Genomic DNA, 21,379 nt, shown 5'->3' with positions numbered 1-21,379 from the left:
GATACCTCAGTCACACTGGTAATCCCCCCACCAAACCGTAGTGCTTTAAAGTAGAATTTCTCGCAAAGGAAATTCAATGAAAAAGTCTCCCGCTTTGGCTGAGTGAGCGGCTTATTAATGCCTACGCCATACAACATTTAATAAAAAAGAGGAGGGCCAAAAAGAAAAAAAATCTCACGGCAGTGTAAAAACAAACTCAAAAAGATAAATCAGGGAGTAAACATGTTGTTGAACAACAAAAAATGCCATGGCATTTCTACATTGGCACTAGTAGCAGGTTTAGGGTTTTCAGGAACCACACAGGCATTCAATGTGTATGAAGACGGAGAAACTTACTTTGACCTATATGGCCGTATACACTTGACGTTAAACAACGATGACGGTAACGACTATATTAGTGAAGAAGGTTCACGCCTTGGCTTTAAAGCTGGACATAGGATAAATCCTAAGCTAGAGGGTTTTATAAGAGCCGAGTTTAGATTCACCGCTAATGATCGTGACGAGGCACGGCCTAACGTCATTGATGATATAAGGAACACATATGTAGGGCTACGATTTGAAGACGTCGGAGCCGTAAAGGTTGGTAACTTTGACTCCATCTATTATCAGAACATATCCAAGGTTATCAATGTAAGAAATACTGTGGATTGGCGAGCCTTGGCAAAAGGTGGTGCCCGCGCCCGTGGAAACTCTATCTCTTTTGAATCCCAAAGTTTCGATGGCTTCAGCCTGGGTGTCGCTGGAAAGCTCGATCCAGAAGATGAAGATGCAGGTGAAGAAGAAACACTTAACCTAATGGGATATGTAGCCTATGAAACAGGCCCGGTACGTTTTGCCGCTGGCTATGATGAAGCAGAAGGTGATGATGATGCTCTACTCGGGGCAAGCGTAACCTACAAAATATCTCCACAGCTAAGTGTCGGTGCGTTATTTGAAGAGCAGGGAGATATTCGTCATTATGGTATAGCACCCGTTTTTAGTTACTCAGAAGGCAAAATATACGGGAACGTCAGCTATATGGAAAATAGTGACATGAATTTGAGTGACGTCCAATACGTTGCGGGTGGCAGCTACCGGCTTAGTGATCCAATGTTTGTATATTTAGAATATGCTAGCAGTACAGATAGGGAGATCAATGCGATTGATAAGGATTGGTGGGCTTTAGGGGTTCGATACGATTTCTAAGTTTCACAGAGCCCATTAATACAGGTCTACACAGCACCCCGAAAGTTGAACTTGTAGTGGTCAAGTAAAACTGGCCACCGCTTTATAGTTAACCCAGTACTTTTTCTCTGCCTGGTTCGGACTCATACCACCGTTATGTTGGTGAGGCCTAAGCTGGCTGTAATACCCGATTAAATAATTCACGATATGATGCTGCCCCTGCAAGAATGAGCGATAGCCATACGTTGGCACCCATTCAACCTTTAAGCTCCTGAAGAAGCGCTCCATTGGCGCATTATCCCAGCAGTTACCACGTCGACTAAGGCTTTGTTTTATCCGGAATTTCCAGAGCGTTTGACGGAACTTGAGGCTCGTGTAATGACTGCCCTGATCGCTGTGGAACATAACCCCTTTTGGCCGCCCACGGCTCTCATAAGCCATTTTCAATGCGCTGCTGGTGAGTTCGCTATCGGGTGACAACGACATCGACCAGCCAATCGTTTTCCTGGCAAACAAGTCCATGACAACGGCTAGATAAGCCCAGTGATTGCCAGTCCAGATATACGTGACGTCGCCACACCAAACGCGGTTGGGCGCCCCAACGTTAAACTGACGCGCTAAGTGGTTCGGTACCTCAACATGTTCATCACCTGTTTTCTTGTAGGTGTGCCTGGGCACTTGGCAGCTAATTAGGCCAAGTTTTTCCATCAGGCGGCCAGCGCGATAGCGACTTAACGGCACATCCTGACTTGTCGCCATCTGTGCGATGCTGCGCGCCCCTGCAGAGCCTTCGCTCTTGCGAAATAATTCTTTGACCTTGGCTATTTCCTTGATCTTCGTGGCACACACAGGCCTTTTTGAACGTTGTTTCCAGTATTTAAAGCGTAAGCGTTCATTCCAAGACGTAGTTGACCTACTTCACGTCCCGGAGAGGTCTCAATAACTCCGGCGAGACCTTGTACTGCTTCCTGCCATCCTCATCCAGCACGATCACGCTCTTGCGGTTGATCTTGGTGACAATCCCCAGCACGGGGCCTTCCCGGCTCTCGAAGGTCACTTTCAGGCCCACCCGCAACTGGCTCAGCGCCTGGAGGTTCTCCCGGTCACGCAGTTCATCAATTCGCCGGCAGATGTATTGATTCAGTTCCAGCAACTGGTCGATGCTCATGTCGTCAATGCGCATGAACGGTGGCCTCCGGCTGTTTGTTCTGTCGGTCAGGATGGCGTGGATCGATCAGCGCCCGTAGCGGATTCTCGGCGAACCGGGTTTTCCAGAGACGAGGCGTCAGGTCGCTGACGTCACTGGCCGGATGCTGGCTGATGCGTTGCAGCACGTCCACCAGGTAAGTGTAGGGGGTAATATTGTGCAGCTTGCAGGTGCTGATCAGACTCTGGATGATGCCCAGGTGTTCCGCCCCCAATTCAGTCCAGCAGAACATCCAGTTTTTCTTGCCCATGGGAATGGGGCGTAGTGCCCGCTCGAGGTGGTTGGTGTCTGGCTGCACGTCTGGGTTTTCCAGGAATACGCTCAGGCTGGCTTCCCGGCTGAGCACGTAGTTCAGAGCTTTGGTCAGTGGATCGCTCGGCACCAGGCCGCCTGACGCCAACTGATCCCGGCACCACTGGAAGAAGCCGCTAACGACCGGTTTCGAGTGTTCCAACCGGTACTGACGTTTCTTCTCGCCAGTCAGCCCGTGGGTTCTGATGGTTTCTTCATTCCGGTACAGCGCTGCGATTCGTTGCAGGGCCTCGGTGACGGTTTCCGGGTGATCCTTCTGCGCCTCGATAAAATAACGGCGGCTATGCACCCAGCACTGGGCGTGGGTGACGTTCTCTTGGGCAGCAGCGTAGCGGGCATAGGCCGCGTAGCCGTCACTGATCAGCGTGCCGTTGAACGATTCGCTGAGGATGGCTTCGATGTGGGCACGCCCACGGCTGTTCGAGTAGGTGAACACCACCTCGTCGGCATCGCCGTATAACGGCCAGAACCAGCCGGATTTCAACTTGCCTTTTTGCGGGCCCGCCCGACCCTGGTGACCGGCCTTGATCGGCGTTTCATCCATGGCCAGCACCCGACTGCGCAGCACGTTGTCGGTCTGGGCATCCACAATGGGCCGAAGCAGGTCGATCACGCGCTTGACCAGATGGGTCAGGGTGCTGCGGCTGATTGTGATACCGGCTTGCTGGATGCGCTGGTGCTGACGGTACAGCGGCAGGTGGAACTGGAACTTGTCCACCAGCAACCCGGCCAGCAGACTGACATCGGCCAGGCTGTTGTCCAGCACGTTGAACGGGGCCGGCGTGGTGATGGGCTTGTCACTCCCCTTGCGCCGGAACACCGGGCGCTCCACCTTCAGCACCACGTAACTGGAGGCCCGCTGGGCCAGCCGGTAGGTGGTCTTACTGCCGATTACTTCGTACTGATCGGCCTCCGGCCCTGTCAGCTCTGGCGGCAGATACTCTATGACTTCCACCGGCACATCAGAGGTAAAGCGCAGACCGGTGTCGTTCAGGCAGCCATCGTCGCGCTGCTTCTTGCCGGTGCCACGCTGATAGGCCTTGATGGGGCGTTCTTCTTCGTCAGCAGGCGGCGCCGGTAGCGGCGCTTCCTCTGGCTGGAACAAGCTGTCCTGCCCGGGAAGATCGAACACCTGCTTCTCGGATTTGGGACCGAACAGCTGCTTTTTGAACCAGTCCAGTTGATGCGTCAGCTGACGAATCGCTTCTGCCTGGGCTCCCAACTGCTCCCGCAACACGGCATTCTCCTCGGCCAGAGCCGAGTAGGAAGGTGCATTGGAAGAAGGAGCGGAAGCGGTTGAATTCATGGCCGATATTATATCGAAAGTCGGCCTTCTATACCTCTCGAAAACGCTTGAACTGGCGATATTTCTGCACCTCGATGCCATCGATCAGCAGTTGCAGATCCGTCAGGGTCAGGGCTCGCTGCCCGGAGGCGGATAACGGCACCCGGAACTGGCCCTGCTCCAGGCGCTTGGCCCACAGGCAATAACCGGTGGCGGTGAAGTACAGCATCTTCATCTGGGTCTTGCGACGATTGACGAAGACGAAATACTGGCCACTGAGCGGGTCGTGCTTCAACTGATTCCGAACCAGGGCGCTCAGGCCCCGGAAGGATTTGCGCATGTCTGTGGGTTCGGTACATAGCCAGATGCGCGCCTGGCTATCGAGCCCGATCATCCGTTCTGGCTCAGCCGTAGCTCGACGCCGTTACCCAGGCTGAGCACAATATTCCAGCCTAAGCCGGATGATGGCGACGTGCCCATCAGTGACGACAAATCGAGAAAGCTGGCTTCTCCAGAGTCTGTCGAATTATCGGTCGGCTGATCGGACAGGCGCTTTCGCCAGTTGCAGAAGCTGGAATAGCCAATGTTCTCTTGTTTACAAAACTGCGAAGCTGACAGACCACTGTCACGATGCTGGTCAACCAGGGCCTGCCACTGTTCCGGGGTGCGGTGCTTTCTCATGGGGGTAACCTCGTGTGGGCAAATGTGAGGTTACTGTAGGGCGAATGTCAGCCGGGCGGCAGGACGTCTTAGAATGAACGCTTACGCTGGCTGAGCAAATCGGGTTGGATCACAAAAATACATCAAGCACCCGCTGCTGAGTTTTTTTTCCAGCTGAGCCCTGTAGTACGTCCACTTTTTATTGAGTTCGAAAAAAATCGTTTTAAGGGGATGGTGAATCAAACGATTTCTAATCTTACTGAACCGCAGCGAAATTTTTTGGAGCTTTTTTGGCAAGAGCCGATAATTCATGGCACAAGGGAAAGCCAAAATTCAATGCCTTACAAAATCTACCATGCTGGCTTGGGATTAGTCACTGTACTTGGACTTTCAAAATCAGAATGGCGAGAAGGTGGACACCTGTGCGAGCGATTTGCACTTAATAACTATGCAAAGTCGAGATTGGAAGATGAGGTTTATGGTATTCCTCCTGTTCGGATTGAAGTTGATCTGAACCTCGAATATGTAGAAGGTCCCGGTTCCTCAGGTGGTGGAGCGCGAGGTCGGATTTAACAATCACAGGCATCAGTATTGACCACTAGAGCGAATAGCCAATTTGATGCGAATAAAAAAATGGCAAAGGTGTGGCAGCCTGTCAGCGATAACAAATGGTTATCATGCGAATTATCATAGGGCTCACATTGGCCAAGCTCTACACCTTACATTCCTATTTGCGCTTCAAGCTTTTTTACATGGTACCGCACAGTTCCCGTGCTCATAGGCTGCATACGGCTTCTGCCAGCAAAGATAAAAGCCTCAGGGTCGATTCCCAACTGATCTACCTTCATTAAATGAGGCAGCGGCCCGAGGAGCTCGTAGCGCTCATCATCCACAGTAATGAACACCTTTCGGCTGGATTGCACAACGTGTGCACAGCGAAGCATAAGTACCTTTTTTAATGGCAACTGATAAAGCATTGAAATTGCTGCAGGCATTAAAGCTTTAGCTTCGCGCTCGTTCGGTGTTGAAACAAGCTTTTCCATTACTGCCTTAATTTTTTTAACGTGTTGCTTATTGCTTATCCCTTTATTTTTTTTCTCAGGTAACACGAGATTAACGGCGTATTTATCTTTGGCAAAGGTTCTGAAAACAGCTAAGGAAGCACAATGCCCTGGCTTTTTCTTAGCATGAGATACGATAGCTTCTTCGGGAAGTTCCTGAATGGAAGATACCTTGGCTGACATCAATAGCTCTATAGCTGCTCGCAGATAGTTCCTAACAGTCAAAGGTTTGATTGGTGTCTCTTTGTAAGTAACTCTCTCACTCAATTCTTTTGCATAGTCGACGACCTCACGATGCCAAGGCTGCTTCTCATAACATTGCAAAATATCATTAATCCTCTTATTTTCAATCGCTTGCTCTTTCTCTTCGTTATCCCACTCTATGCCTAGTTTTTCTACTAAGAAATTCACCACATGAAAAGAACGGCGAAGCTTTTCAGCTCCAAATAAATTGAATAAGTGTTGCTGATCAATATCTCTGACGGACAAAGTATTCCGTTCGAGTATGACCAAAAAACGCGCATAACTATCTATTCGCGTCGTCATATTTCCCGCTTGCCTAGGAAGCCTTTCCCAAGAGCAAAACTCAAGAAATAGCGCTCTACACCAAGAAGCTTCAAATAACTCAAGGTTCAGCATTATTCGTCGGTCTAAACGGCGTTTTAAAGAACAGTCTTGGCAAGGGGCGTTGCCACCACCGGGAGTATCTGCTCCACAGTCAGGACATGAGTGAGTTTTTGGATATGGCCCGCTGCAATCTCTACAAACAGCTCGTCCTTCAACATCATATTGATGGAGCTGACGATATTTCCGACAAACCGAGCAGGTTACAAATGCGCAGGCCTTCCTTTCGCATGCCTGGCAGATAATCTCTGAAAGTTCACCATTAGTGATGCGTGAATATCTGCTAGAAAGACATCCACAACGGGAACAGGTATGTTCCTCTCGCCCATGCGGAGCGCAGCTTTTGCAAAACGCAGCGTGACCAATAAGATAACCGGCTCTCGGCAGCGGCTTATCGCAGCGCGCGCAGACACGGTGCAGCCTGAGGCACTCACCGCAGACCGGGTTCTCTTCATACTTATGGGCTCGCACTGACTCGCCGCATTTAGTGCAAGTCTTCTTCTTAAACTCACGGGCATAACATGTCGAGCAGTAAGCGCTCCCTTTGTAGCGCCTTTGCGCCTTAAGCATGGATCGACCACAGTCATCACACTGCAAGTGGGGCTTATGACTCACAAAAATGGGTATCCTAAAAAACTTAATATATGTCGAGCTCTTTCCTGGCGGAACTGTACAAGCTCAGTTCGTCGGCACCGATTTAGACAAGGGCCTTTTGGCTGCTGATTCGTGCTGCGCGTTCTTCGTACCCCCACAGGCAGATATGACAACTGCTCAGCAAAAAAAGCAGGCATTATAGATTTTATGAATGTCCTCTGAGTTAGACCAAGCACACTTGAACCTTCTTGGAATGACGATGGCCAATCAAGAAGCCAATATGCCAAGGTTTCCAAAATTGCAGTCCTATAGGCAACACGCTGATGCTCATACAAGCAACGCTGATTTGAAGGACGATGGAAGGGTTTCAAGTCGTAATGATGCCTCAGTCGATCATGCTGTAGCGAATTAGCGAGCACGCCTGCCATTACCCGAATGACACTCAGAGCTTCCGGACTGGTGGACGCTTGTGGGAGCAAGTTAGTCGGAGTTCCATTCGCTAATTTCAGTAGCTGGGATTGAAGAGCTAACACTAATGGAGAACAGCACAAGGTTGGTAACTTGCGAGAAAGAAGCGACACCCCACATACCGTACAGCGATCCATTCTTTGCACGGTACTTAGATGTGGCATCAATGGCGCATCACAACGTGGGCAAGCATCGCTCATCATGGCGCCATGGTAAGGACAAACAACCATAAACCCTAAACGCCAGTCACGATAATAGATGGCCCCATAATCCTTGAAGCATTCGGAACAATATTGGAGGCCGTGCTGGGTACGTACCTTGTTAGATATCCCCGCTGACAGAAGAAAGGGGACATTTCCCTGACGATGAATTTTTACCAAACTCTGCTCAATTGAACGTAATGTCATCCTTTCGACTGACGCAACATCAAAACCTGAGTGGCGCGACACGGTATAGAGCAGCTCATCACTGGCACTACGATCAATGTCACGGCTCCAGATAGGAATAGATGGAGCCCAGTAATTAGCAAACCGATAGGGGGTCAGGCCGTGAGCAAAGGCGCTACGCATCAACCACGAAGTAAACAGCTCATTCTTAGCTGGTGATAGCATGATCGCCCAGCTTCCTCTGATCACAGTTTAAGCGCCTCCTTGCCATAATCAGAGAGTTTAACCCAGCCGATGTTATCAAGAAGCTTAGCGTCTATATGCTCTTTACCATCTCGGATCGCTTTAACGGTCGCTCTTTTAAGCACGGTCGCTACGCCGCCGATGGTGCCCCCACTCATACTATGTAGCTTTATCGCGATATCCTGACTAGACAGCTGAGAGGGCTCAGCTAATGGCAGTAAGCGTTCAAAGCTGGCCAAGAGGCGCAAGAAGCTAACATCTAACTGCCATCGAGGTAGTGCCAGCGGCTCAAAGCGACTTGAGAGTTGAGTATCGGTGTGCAGCGCGAGAATGGAGTCACGCGTACCGACGGCTACAAGCGGAAGCTGTAGCTTATTGCTCAATCTTTTAAGCATTCCTAGAAAATGCCTCTGTTGTCTTGCACTTCCATGTAGCACATTGTGGATTTCATCAATAATGAGCATCCTGGCTTGTACGTAAGTTAATACCGAAATAGCTTGGTTCTCCTTACGCTGCACGGGATCCGTATCTCTGTGGGCTATCTTTAATGACAGAAGTAACTCAGTCCAAAAACGCCCCTCATTTGGTTCGGAGGGCATTTCCATAACAATGACAGGTGCTAATGGCTCTCCAGAGGGAAGAATCTTCACAGGATGCTTTTCTCTGAAACGGTCGATTAATGTACTTTTTCCATTCCCGCTTTCTCCGACCAGCAACGTGTTGGGCATCCGCTGTACACGGGGATGTGCTAATTGATCCTCAAGCCGGGTCATGATTTCTTTGGCCCTAGGATAGGAAATCCAATGGTTTTGCTGAGCGAAATAAATGCGGTCTTCCGTCGTCCAGGTGAGTGTCTCAGCAATCTCTGGCTTGAGGTGATCAAAATGGGTCATATTCATTCCCTAGGCATCGTCATCGAATGGTTCTATAGGCAGTGCGAATATATCAATCTCACTTTGCACCTCTGTTTGAGGTGGAGCAGGAAAAACACTCTTAGCAGGCGCTTGTGTTTCAACAGATTCCGTTTTCTTGGCGAGTTTCTTCGTCGTATTGATACGAGCCATCTGACGTCTTGCTTGCTTCGTTTTCGTGACGGCCTGTTCAACACGATGACGCATCTTGAGAATGGTCTCAAAAATCACATCCTCATCAACATGCCGCAGTCCTTCCTCTCGAATGCGGCGAGTTGCTTCCCGTAACTCCCACACACTAATCGCTGGTCGAGTAGGATTCCGATAAGGAACCATGTAATAGATCTCACTTTCAGGGTCGTAGAAATAGACTTTACTGATATCGCGTGGATCACGACGGATAGTAAATGAACGAGCCTTCGTTTGATTTTCGGGGTCTTTTGAACCAATCCAAGGGTTCAACACTTCATGGTAGTAATTAATTTCATCCAGCTGGACGCCGTAGCGCTGCACAGTGCGTGAATAAAGAGGAAGGAAGTCTAACTTCAAACGCGTGGGGTCAGTTGGTATAGGCGGCATCCCCAAGCCCGGCTGTGTTGAGTCTCCTAATATACCGAGTTGCCACTTGCGCATTGGTGGCATGTTCAATTCAGAATGCTTGCGACGGTGATACACCCCAACAATAAATTCAACTAAATGCTGCTCAAACTCACGAAGGGTGAGCGCTGATTCTTTTTCTGAGTCATATCCTTTCCGTTGCTCAACGTTGGAAAATGTTGTGCCAGGTAAGGTGTGTATCTCATTTGCAGCAGTACCCATATAACGCTCTATATGTCCGCCGTAGTGGGGAAGCTTTACCGGACGTAATTGCAGGTCGATACCGTATTGTTCACAAGCCCGGCGCAGCATTTTCCCCCGGAATTCTTTCGCGTTATCAGCATGCAGAACACGCATTTTCCCCCAGACTGGCCACTCTTGCCCCACCCCCAGGTTTGCAAGATATTCATGCTTAGGCAACATGGCATTGGAGACACACAAACCCACTGAGATAGCACTGGGCTTTTCCATGCTAACCGCAATCCCCACCACCATTCGTGAAAAGACATCAATAGCCAGAGTTATCCACGGTCGGCCAAGCGCCAGACGATGCTCTTCATCAACTAAGATGACGTCAGCAGGCGTATGATCTATTTGAACAACAGCAAGAGGGAAATCCGCATTTGGAAACTCTCCCCTGATAGGAGCAAAGGTGTCACGCGCCTTATCTCGTAGCCCGCGGCGTCTCATCGTTTCACGTGTCGAAATCTGTTTTATGCGGTTACGGATTGTATTGGAGTGAGGAGGAAGTAAACCGGCCTGTTTGCAATGAGCTTTGACAGTGATAATTACGTCACTGGGCTTATATCGTTGACGACTTAGATATAAGTCATTGATCGCCCCTTCGATTATTGCCTCGACTTTCTTATCGAGCTTTTTCGTACCTGGCTTGCGGCCTCGCGGGGCTGGTATCAATGCTGAAATATGGCCAGCCTCGTGATAGTCCTTAACCCATTGGTATAAAGTGGCAACGTGAACACCGGCTTCTTCTGCTAACTGCTCTGCCTTTGCACGAGTACGAAATGGATCGTCAAGTAGAGGACGGATTGCTGCAAACCGCTGCTGAGCAACTTGCCAGTCTTCGTCTTCGATCTCGGATAAATCCTTTCCTTCAGCAACACCACCTTCTCCAAGCTCTATATCCGTTACGGGACGAAGCTGATGCGCAGACAGACGGTGCACCTCTCCAGTGTCGGTATCTTTAGCAAGGAGGGTTGCTGTATCCAACAAGTGCGAAACTCTATAGGTACGACCATTGGCTGTTATCACAGACCCAGTAGTTACCGATAGAAAAGCGGGCTCTGTAGCCATAAGAAACCTTCTCCGTTAGTAATCCATATGGGGCTGGACATGTTTAATGGGCGTATGAGGTCAGCATGAACACGGCCTATAGCGATCATTTGCCATAAACAACTAAGCGCACACATACGCTTTTCCTCATTCGCATAAGCAGCTGTAAGTAGAATTTCAGGTGTTGTTTCACCGAGCACGGCAAGGGTTCTAGCCAAGTGAGTAGCGGTAGCCGAGTCCTCTGCCAAGTCCCTATAGGCCCTTAGAAATCGTGCATTGTTCAATAGGCCAGTGCCTCTAATCTCTCGCTCAGTCACAATGCGAAAGCCCCAACCTTGCTGCTTGCAATAGCGTATAGCTGCCTGAAATTTAGGCTTCATAATGTGCCAATTTTCTCTCAAATCTTCGCGATACTTAACCTCATACAGAATCGGCGCCGCTTCATCCGAGTAAGTCACGAGCATATCGGGCGTGTACTGACGCCTTTTTCGATCATCATCTTGATACTTAAGGGTTAGCGGCTGCTCACAAACCGTAGCGACCAACGGATCAAAATCGAGGATCATCAGGAAATCGCGCTCTAATGATGACTCAAAATTGCAAGTGCTTCCTCGTAAGAAAGAAACCTGCCCAGTAAGGCTCCTTCGGTTAGTTCCAATAACTCTAACAGGCCGATTCATATTCAGTCGCCTATATATTTGTGATTTTAACACCCAGTCGCTTATATTGGTGTCAATTAGTAGCGTATTTACTTGTCGAAAATAACGTAAGATATTGTTCCAGTATAGCATTAGTAGCTGTTTTTAGTGGAATTCACAGCGGCTCAAAACCCAAACCAGGGGAAATCTCGCTTGCCCATCATGGTGTGCTTTTTTTAGACGAACTGCCGGAGTTTTCCCGCAACGTGTTAGAAGTTTTAAGGCAACCACTGGAAACGGGCGAAATACATTTGGCCCGCGCCAATCATGAACGCCGGTATCCTGCTCAGTTTCAATTGGTAGCCGCAATGAATCCTTGCCCCTGTGGGCATTTAGGCGACCCACGCCAGCGTTGCCAGTGCACCGCCAGCCAGATTCAGCGCTACCAGGCGCGGCTTTCCGGCCCGCTGCTGGACCGTATTGATCTACAGGTCGAAGTCCCCGCTCTTCCGCCCGAACAACTTACCGCCCAGACCCAGGGCGAATCTTCAGAAGCCGTGCGCGAGCGGGTGATGGCCGCAAGAGAGCGCCAAATGGTGCGCGGCGCACTCAACAGCCAGTTAAGCGGTAAAGCCCTGGAAGCCGCCTGCGACTTGAACGATGAGGAGCGCGCTTGGCTTGCCAGCGTGCTGGAAAAGCTCAAACTCTCCGCCCGCGCCTACCACCGCGTGCTGCGCGTGGCGCTGACGCTGGCTGATTTACAGGGGGAGCCCAAACCCACTCAGGCGCACTTGATTGAGGCCATTGGCTATCGACAGCTGGATAGGCTGTTGAAGGGGGCCTGAGAGGGGCGTTTGAACTCTGGTTTGTCTGTAGCAGCACCTCGTTTGATTTTTTAGATCGCTGTTTAGCTTGCGCAGGAAGTGGTGAAACATGGCCCAGCTCCCCAACATCCATTCAAGCGAAATCAAGATCAAAGATTGCCTACTACCCATGGGACCTGGTCAGAACACTCTACCCAAGCTATGAGTATCCTTGCCTATCGTACAAATATTAAGCAAAGTATTCATTCATCCGCCATAATGCGCTTGGATAATCAGGAAGGATGCGGAATCCGCCCATACCGTTTAAATTTAAGGCTCTAGAACACGGCCTTGAGTGAAATAGTCATGAGAAATAGCACTAAGTGCGATAAAAGCCGCTTCTCTATTTCGGTTTGAAACAAGCTCTTTAAGCCGGGTTAAATACTCAATCATTTGCTTTTTAGCACTATCGGAAACCTCTGGCGAGACGGCCTGATCCTCATAATAAAAGTGATGTTTTTTAGAAAAATCATGAATCACAAGATAAACAGCTGCATAATCCGGATCATTTATAATCAGCTCGTTCATATCTTTCTTTAGCTTTACGAAGGCATCTGTGCAAGCCGGAAAATTTTCAAACTTTTCGATAGCGTCAATAAATTTCATATCAACCTCCATTTAAACTCTACTTATTAAGTTGCCATAAAGAACAACTCGATTTATAAAAATACGCCTTAACCAATGAAATTAATCAATTAAAATATTTTTCCTTATATAATCAATAGCTTTTGTTCCTTTCAGCGAACGCCCCCAAATATCGCTAGTAATATCAGTATGAAGTTTGACAGCCTCTGGTGCCGACGTGATCATCGCAACCCCTAATCTAACATTAGGAAGATCCCCTAGTGTAAATGGACTTGTTGCAATAGTGTCTCTTTTTGGTTGTTTGAATATTTGAAAAGAGGAGTTTGGCATTGTGTCTTTCAGCAATCCCACTTGAACACCGATTGGCTGATCTTCGATTAAACCGATAATATGCTCCACCTCATTTTTAGCAATAACGATTCTTTTTTTAACCAACTGATTATCAAGATTATATGTTCCAACAAACCCATTCCCAACGAAGCGCTGAAGTTCAGAAGCAGACATTAGGCTTAAAAACCCAGGCTTCTTGAGCATATAGTTTCTCTTTCTCTCCCTTAGGACATTCATGATATTATCTACGACTTTTAAAGTCTCTGAGCATTTTTTTAGATCATCAGGTAGACTTTCTTTCAGAACATCGTTTAAAACTTCATCATACTGTGGCGTTGTCAATAAATAGGCAATGGGACCAAACATTGCTGAAATATGGCGTGTTTCGACTTCTATTTGCCGCATGCGTTCCATAAAGCTGACACAAGACGATAGATATTCCACACCGACGCCTAAAAGGGTCGTCATTGAAACGGATAAAACCTCGGATATTTTTTCCAAGGTCTCAAGCTTAGGAAGTGCGCCCTTTTCATAACGATATAGCGCCGCCCTTGAAACACCGATTTTATCTGCTATAATTTCAGGCGGTATATTACTACCCAGCCGAAAAGCACGCAGCCTATCTCCAATATCATTAAATTTTTCAGACATACCCAAAAGCCTTCTTATTATAAGATATAGGGGGCATGGCCTTGAACCCGATGTATCGAGCAACATACATTAAAATCTCAATGTACTTTCGCATAACGAAGGCGTGATAAGGCTTACCAAATAAATATTTAGAATCACACATTTCGGGCTCCCAACGGCCGCCTTTTATATCAGAATGAGACACTTATCATAATATATGATTTTTGCGCACTTTGTCTCAAGGAAAGATAACACGTGTGGCAATATAGTGTGCACTGGAAGCCTTGTACCATGATAAAGAGTCGGCTTTTGGCATACACGATCAATAAGATATATCCAGGCAGCTGATCAACCAATGGTTTTTTCATCACCATCGCCGGATTTACGACCAGGAAATCGACAATATCGATGCTGTGCCGATGCGATAAGCGTAGCCTGATGCTACCTGCTTGCACGTGAAGCTCATAAAGAAGCTAAACATCAAAACAGTTACCATAAAAAATAATATCAATATCTCGTAATAACCTATATTAAGCTGATGTCGTAATATCGTACCTAGCCAACCAAGCAATGCTGATCAAGGGCCATAAAACTCGATAGTATTTTCTGCCAGAGAAGAGATCTCATCTTCTAATAAAGCTGGCCGAGACGGCTACGACGGTAAACGCTATCATATTTCGCTCAAAGGATATGGCACCTCAATACAGGTCATATTCAAGGTTACACTGTAATACTAACTTCTACGCTTCGCTTACGAAATGGGGGCTACTTTACAAGCCCCCATTTTTAACGACCGCTAAAGGTATTAGCTACCGTTATCTTGAATAAGACGATTGATAATATTGCGACCGTTGCCACAGGTAAACCACGCCGGACATGATGATACCCAACACCGTTGTCCAAACGTTTGGCCAATAGCACAACACCATTGCGATTAACAATAGGATTCGCTGACTGATATTCGTTTTGGTGCGAAAGTAACCCGCACTTACGGCACCTTGTAGAAACACTCCTATCAAGGCGGACAGCCATACAACCGCAATATCGAATGGCTCTCCATTCATCAACATGGGTGAAAAGGCAAACAGCAAGGGCATAATGTAGAGCATTTTTGATAATTTCATTGCCCTTACGCCGGTCGTAAATGGATCTGCTTTTGCAATTGCAGCTCCAGCATATGCGGCAATACATACTGGAGGCGTAATATTTGAGTCCTGACTTAGCCAGTAAACAATCATGTGAGCGGCAATCAATGCAACGCCCAGCTCGTTCAAGGCTGGTACCGCCAACACTGCTATTACGATGTAAGAGGCCGTTACCGGCAATCCCATACCGATCACTAGGCTCGCGAGAGCGATCAGAATGATCGCTAGAAGCAGATTACCGCTTGAAACCGAGAGGAATATCGAGGTGAACTCTTGGGCCATTCCGGTCAAGCTAATCATTCCCAAAATAATGGAAATGACGCCCACGATAGAACCGATAACCAGCGTACTAAGCCCGCCTTGATAAAGTGCAGCATAGATATCGCCGATTCCCATCCTCGTTTCTTTTGTCCCCCATGAGCAAGGGATTGTTGCCAGCACACCCCAAAAAGCGGCAAATGCTGGTGTAAACCCATAGACAAGCAATGCAATTACCAAGAGCAGAGGCAAACTCAGAATGCCCCGTTTGCGTAGAACTGACCTGACCTTTGGCACCTCGTCATCTGACAGGCCACGAAGACCTAATCGCTTGGCCTCAAAATGAACGGCCCACCAGATACTGGCAAAATAAAGGATCGCGGGCACGATGGAGACTGCAATGAGCGTCTGATAAGGAATGCCAGTTAGCTCTACCATGATAAAGACGCCCGCGCCCATAACGGGCGGCAAAAACATACCCCCGATAGATGCCGATGCTTCAATAGCCCCCGCCGTTTCTTTGGGATATCCCGTTTTTTTCATCAAGGGAATTGTCAAAGAACCAGTAGTGACGGTATTGGCAATCGCACTACCAGAAATGGAACCCAATAGCATTGAAGCAACAATCGAGACTTTGGCAGGGCCCCCAGTGCGCTTACCCGCTAACGCCGTCGCTATATCAATGAAAAAAGCGCCGGTACCGGATGCCGAGAGAAAGGCACCAAAAAAAATAAAAACGATTACGTAGTTAACGAACACTCGAGCGATCATTCCGAAAAGCCCATCTTCCGAAATGAAATTGAATAACGCGATGCGCTCTAGCGAAAAGCCGCGATGCGAGATCACATCAGGCATACTGCGCCCAAATATCGTGAAAAGGATAAACGCTATCGCGATACCGGGCAGCATCCAACCATGCACTCGCCGCGCCATCTCGATGGAGAGAACTAAAAGAATAAGTCCGCATAACAAATCGGCCTGTGTCTCTGCTCCCAGCCGGCGTGTTATATCTGGGTAATAGAGCATGAAATATCCACACACGACCAGAGCCAGTCCCGCCAGCCCTATATCAAGAAGGCTTGGCGCGCTTTTAGATGTACCTCTTCGTGTGGGATACGTTATGAAGACCAGTGCGAAGGTGAGAGCCACAAAAACGCCTAGATGGTATTGCATGTCGGCTGCACCAAAAGCGGCGCTATAAAGGTAGAAAGCACTCATAAACGCAGCAAGCAGCTTGATAATAATGCGCCATGGCGACTGCAGCCCGTCAATATTTACTGTGCCATCATCACGTTCGCTGCGTATCTTTTCGTTTTTCCGCAACATGTATTCGACCTACTCTGAGTTAGTAGCCTACGCACTCTTTACCAAGGCATCCTGAGCGAGAAAAGGTAGTAACAAAAGCGTCGCTTTTAGCTACCACCTTTCTTTCAGTGACTTAATGATAAGAACGTACTTAAAATGTTATTGAGGAAGTTCAATGCCTTGATCACGCCAAAACTGCTCTGCGCCTGGATGCAACGGAATGAAGTTGCCGCCACTCACTCCGTTTTCGAGACTCATTTCCCGTGTGGTATTGCTCACCGCACGCATGTGTTCGAGTCCTTCTTCGCTATACAGACTCTCCAATATACGATAAGCAAGATCGTCGCTTACGTCTTCACTGGCCACGAGAATACCAATGTCGCGGATCGATTTGACGTCATAGTCAATACCGGAATAACTACCAGCCGGAATAATCGCTTCGCTGTAAAATGGGTAGGCATCGAAAAAATCGGCGTCTTTTAGTTCGTCGTACGTGCTAATTAACTTGGCATCAAGGCTCGAAGTGGTATCGACGATTGCGCCCGCAGGAACCCCCCACTGCCCATGATAGGCATCAAGTTGGCCATTGCGCAGCTGGTCGGAAGATTGCGATCCATTGATATAACTTGTACTGACACGATCCTCAAGATCGAAGTACTCCAGGATACGATCCATGGTTTGAGCCGTACCAGACCCGGCGCTACCAACAGAAATGCGGTGACCTTCCAGGTCGGCGATAGATTCGATTCCTGAATCAGCAGTGGTTACAAGTTGCGATACGGCGCTGAAAACAAATCCTAAAAACCGCACATTGTCGACTGTCCCCGTTTCAGCGAAATCCTCAAGTCCGTTCGCGGCAAGATAGGAATCGCCTGTGAACGTAATACCCATCTGCAGATCACCCGAACCAATACGCCGAATGTTTTCGGTAGAGCCCGCCGAGCCTTCAACCGTGAACCGCACATCATCAAAGGTGTCATTCATACGGGATGCAACGCCACTTGCAAGAGTGTTAAAAGTGCCCCCAGTTCCTCCTCCCCCGATAGAGATGAACTCTTTTGCCGATGCGGTAAGGCTGGTCACGCCAAGTATGACTCCTGACACAACAGCAACGCTGTAAGTCCAATGGATCTTTTTCATTTTTAATTAACCTCAAATTTTAAAATGTTTCTCAAATACAAAAGCAAAGAAAATTCCAAAAAAAAAGAAAATGTTTATTAATATAGACTTATGTAGAAAAGGAACCATAAAGACCACTCGACAACATCATTATTGATCCAATTTGGTGCAAAAAAAGTTAAATTTATAATAAATGCACTAAAAAAGTGCTCATTAGTTAATCCTCTTTTGAGGACATGGAAAGTATCGAAGTCCCCCCTATGGATAAGGCATCTCTCTGTTAACGTAAAGGGCTCGCTTTTAATTGCATTGATATTAAAGAGCATCAATACGAATTGACAAATTTAACAGACAATCTCATTATCTAAAAAATGAGATAAGTATCTTTTAAGATAAATTCGCAGATATGGTTGGTCACGTAGTCAGTTATGGATGGTATGAGCGTGCTCAACAACAAGGAGACTATATTATGAGTTCCTCTTCCACCCGCTATTTCAGCTACGTCGACTGGACGGGGTTTTCCTCTGAAAACGCATTGGCCGAAGCAATTTTCCATGAGCTGGCTAACGAAACTTCCGACGAAGAAGGAATCACTCGAGAGTGCTACTCTAGCGGTGAAGATGCCGCATTAAAGATTTTTTCTGCCGTGGCTACTGCTCATCAGTTGGAAGTTTTATCCGATAGTGCAAGCAACATTGTCGTCCGAATGCCCGAGGATGATGGACATCGTGCGGGGCACTATATAGGCTCCCATGCCGACTCAGTACCCAAAGGCGGAAACTATGATGGAGCGGCGGGAATCGTCGCGGGGCTGCTTTGTCTCATTCGCCTTCAGCAGGTGCAACCGCCATTGGCCACCCCTGTGCGCTTATTAATGTTGCGAGGAGAAGAAAGTGCTTTTTATGGGCGCGCCAATATAGGCTCACGCGCGCTTTTCGGCATGCTCGACGAGCATGACCTGTCTGCGAAGTCGAGCGGCTCCGGTAGCACTTTGGCCACCGCAATGGAAGGCGTCGGTATCAATCTTGCGCCTATTCAATTAGGAAAATCCTTATTCGACCCGCAAATTGCCAAAAGCTATCTCGAGTTACACATCGAGCAGGGACCAGTGATGATAGAGCAGCAATGGCCAGCGGCCATCGTCTCCGGTATACGCGGCAATGTGCGCCACACTCGTATCGTGTGCCAAGGCGAAGCAGGACATTCAGGCGCTATCCCACGCACTTTGCGAAAAGATGCGGTGTTTGCCTTCGGCGATCTAGTGAACCGCTTGGATGAACACTGGCGCGCCTTTCTCGAAGAGAAAAAGGATCTTGTCGTCACCATTGGAATGGTGGGTACCGATCCGAAAGAGCATGCTATCAGCCGTATTCCGGGGATGTTGACGTTCGCTTTTGAGGCACGCAGTCAGGCAACTGATACGCTGGAAACTTTCTACCAACGTTTCCGTACGGAATGTGAGGAAGTTGCGCACCAACATGGGGTTACTTTTACCTTCGATGATAGAACCGATACCGCACCAGCCCGCATGCATGACAACGTCATCGAACGTCTCTCTCTCGCCGCCGAAGATTGTGGCATCAAACCACATAAGCTGCCTTCTGGTGCTGGACACGACGCCGCCATATTTGCCAATGCCGGTATTCCGTCAGGCATGGTCTTCGTACGTAATGCCCATGGTTCTCACAACCCACGAGAAGCCATGGATGTGGACGACCTTATCAAAGGCACTGATATTCTCTTTAAAGCGATCACTGATTGGTAAGCACTGCCTGGCTCTCCACTGGGCTGCTTCTCGGCTATATTAATACAGGGTCGAAGTCCCCGCTCTAACGCCCGAACAACTCATCGCCCAAACTCAGGGTAAATCATCGGAAGCCGTGCGCGAGCGAGTGATGGCCGCAAGAGAGCGCCAAATGGTACGCGGCGCACTCAATAGCCAGTTAAGCGGTAAAGCCCTGGAAGCCGCCTGCGACTTGAACGACGAGGAACGCGCCTGGCTTGCCAGCATTCTGGAAAAGCTCAAACTCTCCGCCCGCGTCTACCACCGCGTGCTGCGCGTGGCGCTGACGCTGGCGGATCTGGAAGGCAAACCCAAACCTGCCCAGCCGCATTTAATTGAAGCCATTGGCTATCGACAGTTGGACAGGCTGTTAAGAAAAAGTTGAAAGCGTATGAAAAAAGGCCTGCCATCAACCCTCGTGGCGGCCGCTCATCACCCACGCCGTCCATGAACCATCGAACAGCGAAAGGTGCTCGTACCCGGCCAACTCCGCGGCTACCCACACAATGCAGGCGGTGATGCCGGAGCCACAGCTGAAGGTCAGGTGGTCCGAAGGGTAAAGCTCTTTGCTGCGCATGAGCTCTGAAATCTCTTCCCGGCTCTTGAAGTATCCGTTATCCAAGAGCTCGGTAAACGGCAGATTAAAAGAGGACGGGATATGCCCACTGGGAAATTCCGGACGGGGCTCGGGGCCGGCCCCTGAAAAGCGCTCGGCACTTCGGGCATCCACCAGCTTAAAGCGCTGCTGCGGAATATTGTCGTAGACCTCGTCCACACTGACCACGCTTTCGTTGGCCTTTAGCACAGGGCGGGAGGACAGCGGCGCTGGCACGGAATAACCGTGCTGCACCGGCAGCGACAGCGAGAGCCAGTGAGGCAAGCCACCATCCAGCAGCTTTACATGCTTGAAGCCCGCTTGAGTGAGCAACCAATAGGCACGCGGGGAGGAGTAAACACCCCGATTATCATAAATCACTATCTCATCATCAGGGGTCAAGCCGAGGCCTTGGCACGCCGCTTCCAGTGCCTCTTTCGAGGGCAGCGTATGCGGAAATACCGCCTCCCGGTCGGAAAAGACCTTCTCGATATCAAACTCAAGTGAACCGGGTATTTTTCGATCATCTTCCGGCACATGAGCCGCAACGGGGCTATTGGGCAGCGACGCATCCAGCACCGTGGGTGGAACATCACTCGCCAGGCGGTCCAACAGGTCATTGGCACTCATCAGAATATCTGACATGCGTAAAACTCCCTTGAGACAGTTGGGTAGGCTATTGAAGGGTGCCTGGTTGAAAAGGCTTATTTAAAATAACGTAGCTAAAAAAACCTAATCCTTCACACGCGCCAGAATATCCACCAGCCGCTGGCAGAGCGCATCCAGTTTTTTGCTATTAGCTTCTTCAATAAACGTACCCGTTTCATCAAAAGCCGTGTGCGCTTTGGAGAGCGACATGGGTTGGGGCAGTACGATCAAGCCCAGATTGGCGAGCAGCTGTTGGGCCAGCGGCATCGCGCGAATGCCACCTAACCCACCAGGCGAGGCCGAGACCAGCGCGGCCCATTTGCCTGAGTAAAGTGCCAGGCCCGGCGTGTCTTCATAAGGGCGTGATAGCCAGTCCAGCGTGTTCTTCAAAAGTGGGGTGATAAAGCCGTTGTATTCCGGCGAGGCGATAATCAGTGCCTGGTGATCAGCCAGCAACTCGCGCAGTTTAAGCACGTTCTCCGGAACGCCTTGGGTTTCAATGTCCTCATCAAACAGGGGGCACGGGTAGTCTTTCAAATCCACAAACGTGGCGACGCCGCCCAGCGCCTCAATACGCTTGGCCGCCAGCCGCGCCAGCTGTTTGTTAAGTGAATCCTGACGACTGCTTCCAGCAAATACTAATACCTTGGGTACTACGCTCATTCGATGGGCTCCTTA

General features: G+C 49.0%; 18 protein-coding genes and 3 pseudogenes. 5 read left to right on the top strand and 16 right to left on the bottom strand.

Annotated elements, in window-relative coordinates; translation table 11 throughout:
* The first annotated feature begins 222 nt into the window (after positions 1 to 222).
* On the top strand, positions 223 to 1,185 hold the full coding sequence (locus ACT3RU_RS01385) for a porin (RefSeq protein WP_086961201.1): 963 nt from the start codon (positions 223 to 225) through the stop codon (positions 1,183 to 1,185).
* Positions 1,186 to 1,245: 60 nt separating this feature from the next.
* Here the strand turns inward: ACT3RU_RS01385 and ACT3RU_RS01380 are convergent.
* The 5 genes and pseudogenes from ACT3RU_RS01380 to tnpA all read right to left on the bottom strand — a co-directional run.
* Positions 1,246 to 2,055 (bottom strand): annotated as a pseudogene (locus tag ACT3RU_RS01380) (IS3 family transposase); the annotation flags it as partial.
* A 22-nt stretch (positions 2,056 to 2,077) separates the two neighbouring features.
* Entirely contained in the window at positions 2,078 to 2,347 is a 270-nt protein-coding gene (locus ACT3RU_RS01375; protein WP_022519664.1) for a hypothetical protein, read from the bottom strand.
* Positions 2,337 to 3,989 carry an IS66 family transposase gene (gene tnpC, locus ACT3RU_RS01370; protein ID WP_192526913.1) on the bottom strand — a complete coding sequence of 551 codons (1,653 nt, stop codon included), beginning with the start codon at positions 3,987 to 3,989 and terminating at the stop codon, positions 2,337 to 2,339. Before tnpC ends, ACT3RU_RS01375 begins: the two co-directional genes overlap by 11 nt.
* 28 nt (positions 3,990 to 4,017) lie before the next feature.
* Positions 4,018 to 4,362, bottom strand: coding sequence for an IS66 family insertion sequence element accessory protein TnpB (gene tnpB, locus ACT3RU_RS01365; protein WP_192526912.1), 345 nt, complete (start codon positions 4,360 to 4,362; stop codon positions 4,018 to 4,020).
* A complete protein-coding gene (tnpA, locus tag ACT3RU_RS01360) occupies positions 4,359 to 4,649 on the bottom strand; it encodes an IS66 family insertion sequence element accessory protein TnpA (protein ID WP_022519766.1) in 291 nt (96 codons plus the stop codon). The genes tnpB and tnpA overlap by 4 nt, the downstream gene beginning before the upstream one ends.
* Positions 4,650 to 4,862: 213 nt before the next feature.
* On the opposite strand from tnpA, the gene ACT3RU_RS01355 reads away from it, so the two are divergent.
* Positions 4,863 to 5,201 (top strand): hypothetical protein, encoded by a 339-nt coding sequence (locus ACT3RU_RS01355; protein WP_141393021.1) that lies wholly within the window; start codon positions 4,863 to 4,865, stop codon positions 5,199 to 5,201.
* 146 nt (positions 5,202 to 5,347) lie between these two features.
* Here ACT3RU_RS01355 and ACT3RU_RS01350 read toward each other — a convergent pair whose 3' ends face one another.
* The 5 genes from ACT3RU_RS01350 to ACT3RU_RS01330 form a co-directional block, all read right to left on the bottom strand.
* Complete coding sequence (locus ACT3RU_RS01350) at positions 5,348 to 6,235, bottom strand: hypothetical protein (RefSeq protein WP_096277095.1); 888 nt, start codon at positions 6,233 to 6,235, stop codon at positions 5,348 to 5,350.
* A gap of 689 nt (positions 6,236 to 6,924) precedes the next feature.
* Positions 6,925 to 7,986: a TniQ family protein gene (locus ACT3RU_RS01345; RefSeq protein ID WP_192524527.1), complete on the bottom strand. Its 1,062-nt coding sequence runs from the start codon at positions 7,984 to 7,986 to the stop codon at positions 6,925 to 6,927.
* 20 nt (positions 7,987 to 8,006) lie between these two features.
* On the bottom strand, positions 8,007 to 8,897 hold the full coding sequence (locus tag ACT3RU_RS01340) for a TniB family NTP-binding protein (RefSeq protein ID WP_192526911.1): 891 nt from the start codon (positions 8,895 to 8,897) through the stop codon (positions 8,007 to 8,009).
* Positions 8,898 to 8,906: 9 nt separating this feature from the next.
* Positions 8,907 to 10,742: a TnsB C-terminal domain-containing protein gene (locus ACT3RU_RS01335; protein WP_192526910.1), complete on the bottom strand. Its 1,836-nt coding sequence runs from the start codon at positions 10,740 to 10,742 to the stop codon at positions 8,907 to 8,909.
* 50 nt (positions 10,743 to 10,792) lie between these two features.
* Positions 10,793 to 11,482 (bottom strand): TnsA endonuclease N-terminal domain-containing protein, encoded by a 690-nt coding sequence (locus ACT3RU_RS01330; RefSeq protein WP_217990263.1) that lies wholly within the window; start codon positions 11,480 to 11,482, stop codon positions 10,793 to 10,795.
* A 131-nt stretch (positions 11,483 to 11,613) separates the two neighbouring features.
* Here ACT3RU_RS01330 and ACT3RU_RS01325 point away from each other — a divergent pair.
* A pseudogene (locus tag ACT3RU_RS01325) lies at positions 11,614 to 12,285 on the top strand (ATP-binding protein); the annotation flags it as partial.
* Positions 12,286 to 12,573: 288 nt separating this feature from the next.
* Here ACT3RU_RS01325 and ACT3RU_RS01320 read toward each other — a convergent pair.
* The 4 genes from ACT3RU_RS01320 to ACT3RU_RS01305 form a co-directional block, all read right to left on the bottom strand.
* A complete protein-coding gene (locus ACT3RU_RS01320; protein WP_192526909.1) occupies positions 12,574 to 12,909 on the bottom strand; it encodes a hypothetical protein in 336 nt (111 codons plus the stop codon).
* A gap of 81 nt (positions 12,910 to 12,990) precedes the next feature.
* Positions 12,991 to 13,869: a helix-turn-helix domain-containing protein gene (locus ACT3RU_RS01315; RefSeq protein WP_192526908.1), complete on the bottom strand. Its 879-nt coding sequence runs from the start codon at positions 13,867 to 13,869 to the stop codon at positions 12,991 to 12,993.
* 794 nt (positions 13,870 to 14,663) lie between these two features.
* The gene (locus tag ACT3RU_RS01310) at positions 14,664 to 16,577 is read right to left on the bottom strand and encodes a TRAP transporter permease (RefSeq protein ID WP_192526907.1); all 1,914 of its coding nucleotides are present in this window, start codon (positions 16,575 to 16,577) and stop codon (positions 14,664 to 14,666) included.
* Between the two features lie 138 nt (positions 16,578 to 16,715).
* Positions 16,716 to 17,696: a TAXI family TRAP transporter solute-binding subunit gene (locus tag ACT3RU_RS01305; RefSeq protein WP_192526906.1), complete on the bottom strand. Its 981-nt coding sequence runs from the start codon at positions 17,694 to 17,696 to the stop codon at positions 16,716 to 16,718.
* Positions 17,697 to 18,144: 448 nt separating this feature from the next.
* Here ACT3RU_RS01305 and ACT3RU_RS01300 point away from each other — a divergent pair, with 448 nt between their 5' ends.
* Entirely contained in the window at positions 18,145 to 19,440 is a 1,296-nt protein-coding gene (locus ACT3RU_RS01300; protein WP_192526905.1) for a hydantoinase/carbamoylase family amidase, read from the top strand.
* Between the two features lie 46 nt (positions 19,441 to 19,486).
* Positions 19,487 to 19,843: pseudogene (locus ACT3RU_RS01295) on the top strand (YifB family Mg chelatase-like AAA ATPase); the annotation flags it as partial.
* A 24-nt stretch (positions 19,844 to 19,867) separates the two neighbouring features.
* On the opposite strand, the gene ACT3RU_RS01290 reads toward ACT3RU_RS01295, so the two are convergent.
* Together ACT3RU_RS01290 and ACT3RU_RS01285 are read right to left on the bottom strand one after the other, a co-directional pair.
* Complete coding sequence (locus ACT3RU_RS01290; RefSeq protein WP_192526904.1) at positions 19,868 to 20,698, bottom strand: sulfurtransferase; 831 nt, start codon at positions 20,696 to 20,698, stop codon at positions 19,868 to 19,870.
* Between the two features lie 87 nt (positions 20,699 to 20,785).
* Positions 20,786 to 21,364 carry an NADPH-dependent FMN reductase gene (locus ACT3RU_RS01285; RefSeq protein ID WP_192526903.1) on the bottom strand — a complete coding sequence of 193 codons (579 nt, stop codon included), beginning with the start codon at positions 21,362 to 21,364 and terminating at the stop codon, positions 20,786 to 20,788.
* Positions 21,365 to 21,379: the final 15 nt, after the last annotated feature.

Origin of the sequence: Halomonas sp. TP35 (assembly GCF_052375975.1) — a bacterium.
In the GTDB taxonomy this organism is placed as follows: Bacteria; Pseudomonadota; Gammaproteobacteria; order Pseudomonadales; family Halomonadaceae; genus Vreelandella; species Vreelandella citrativorans.
The sequence above is the reverse complement of the archived record's forward strand: the minus strand, read 5'-3'. Positions and strand labels throughout refer to the sequence as shown.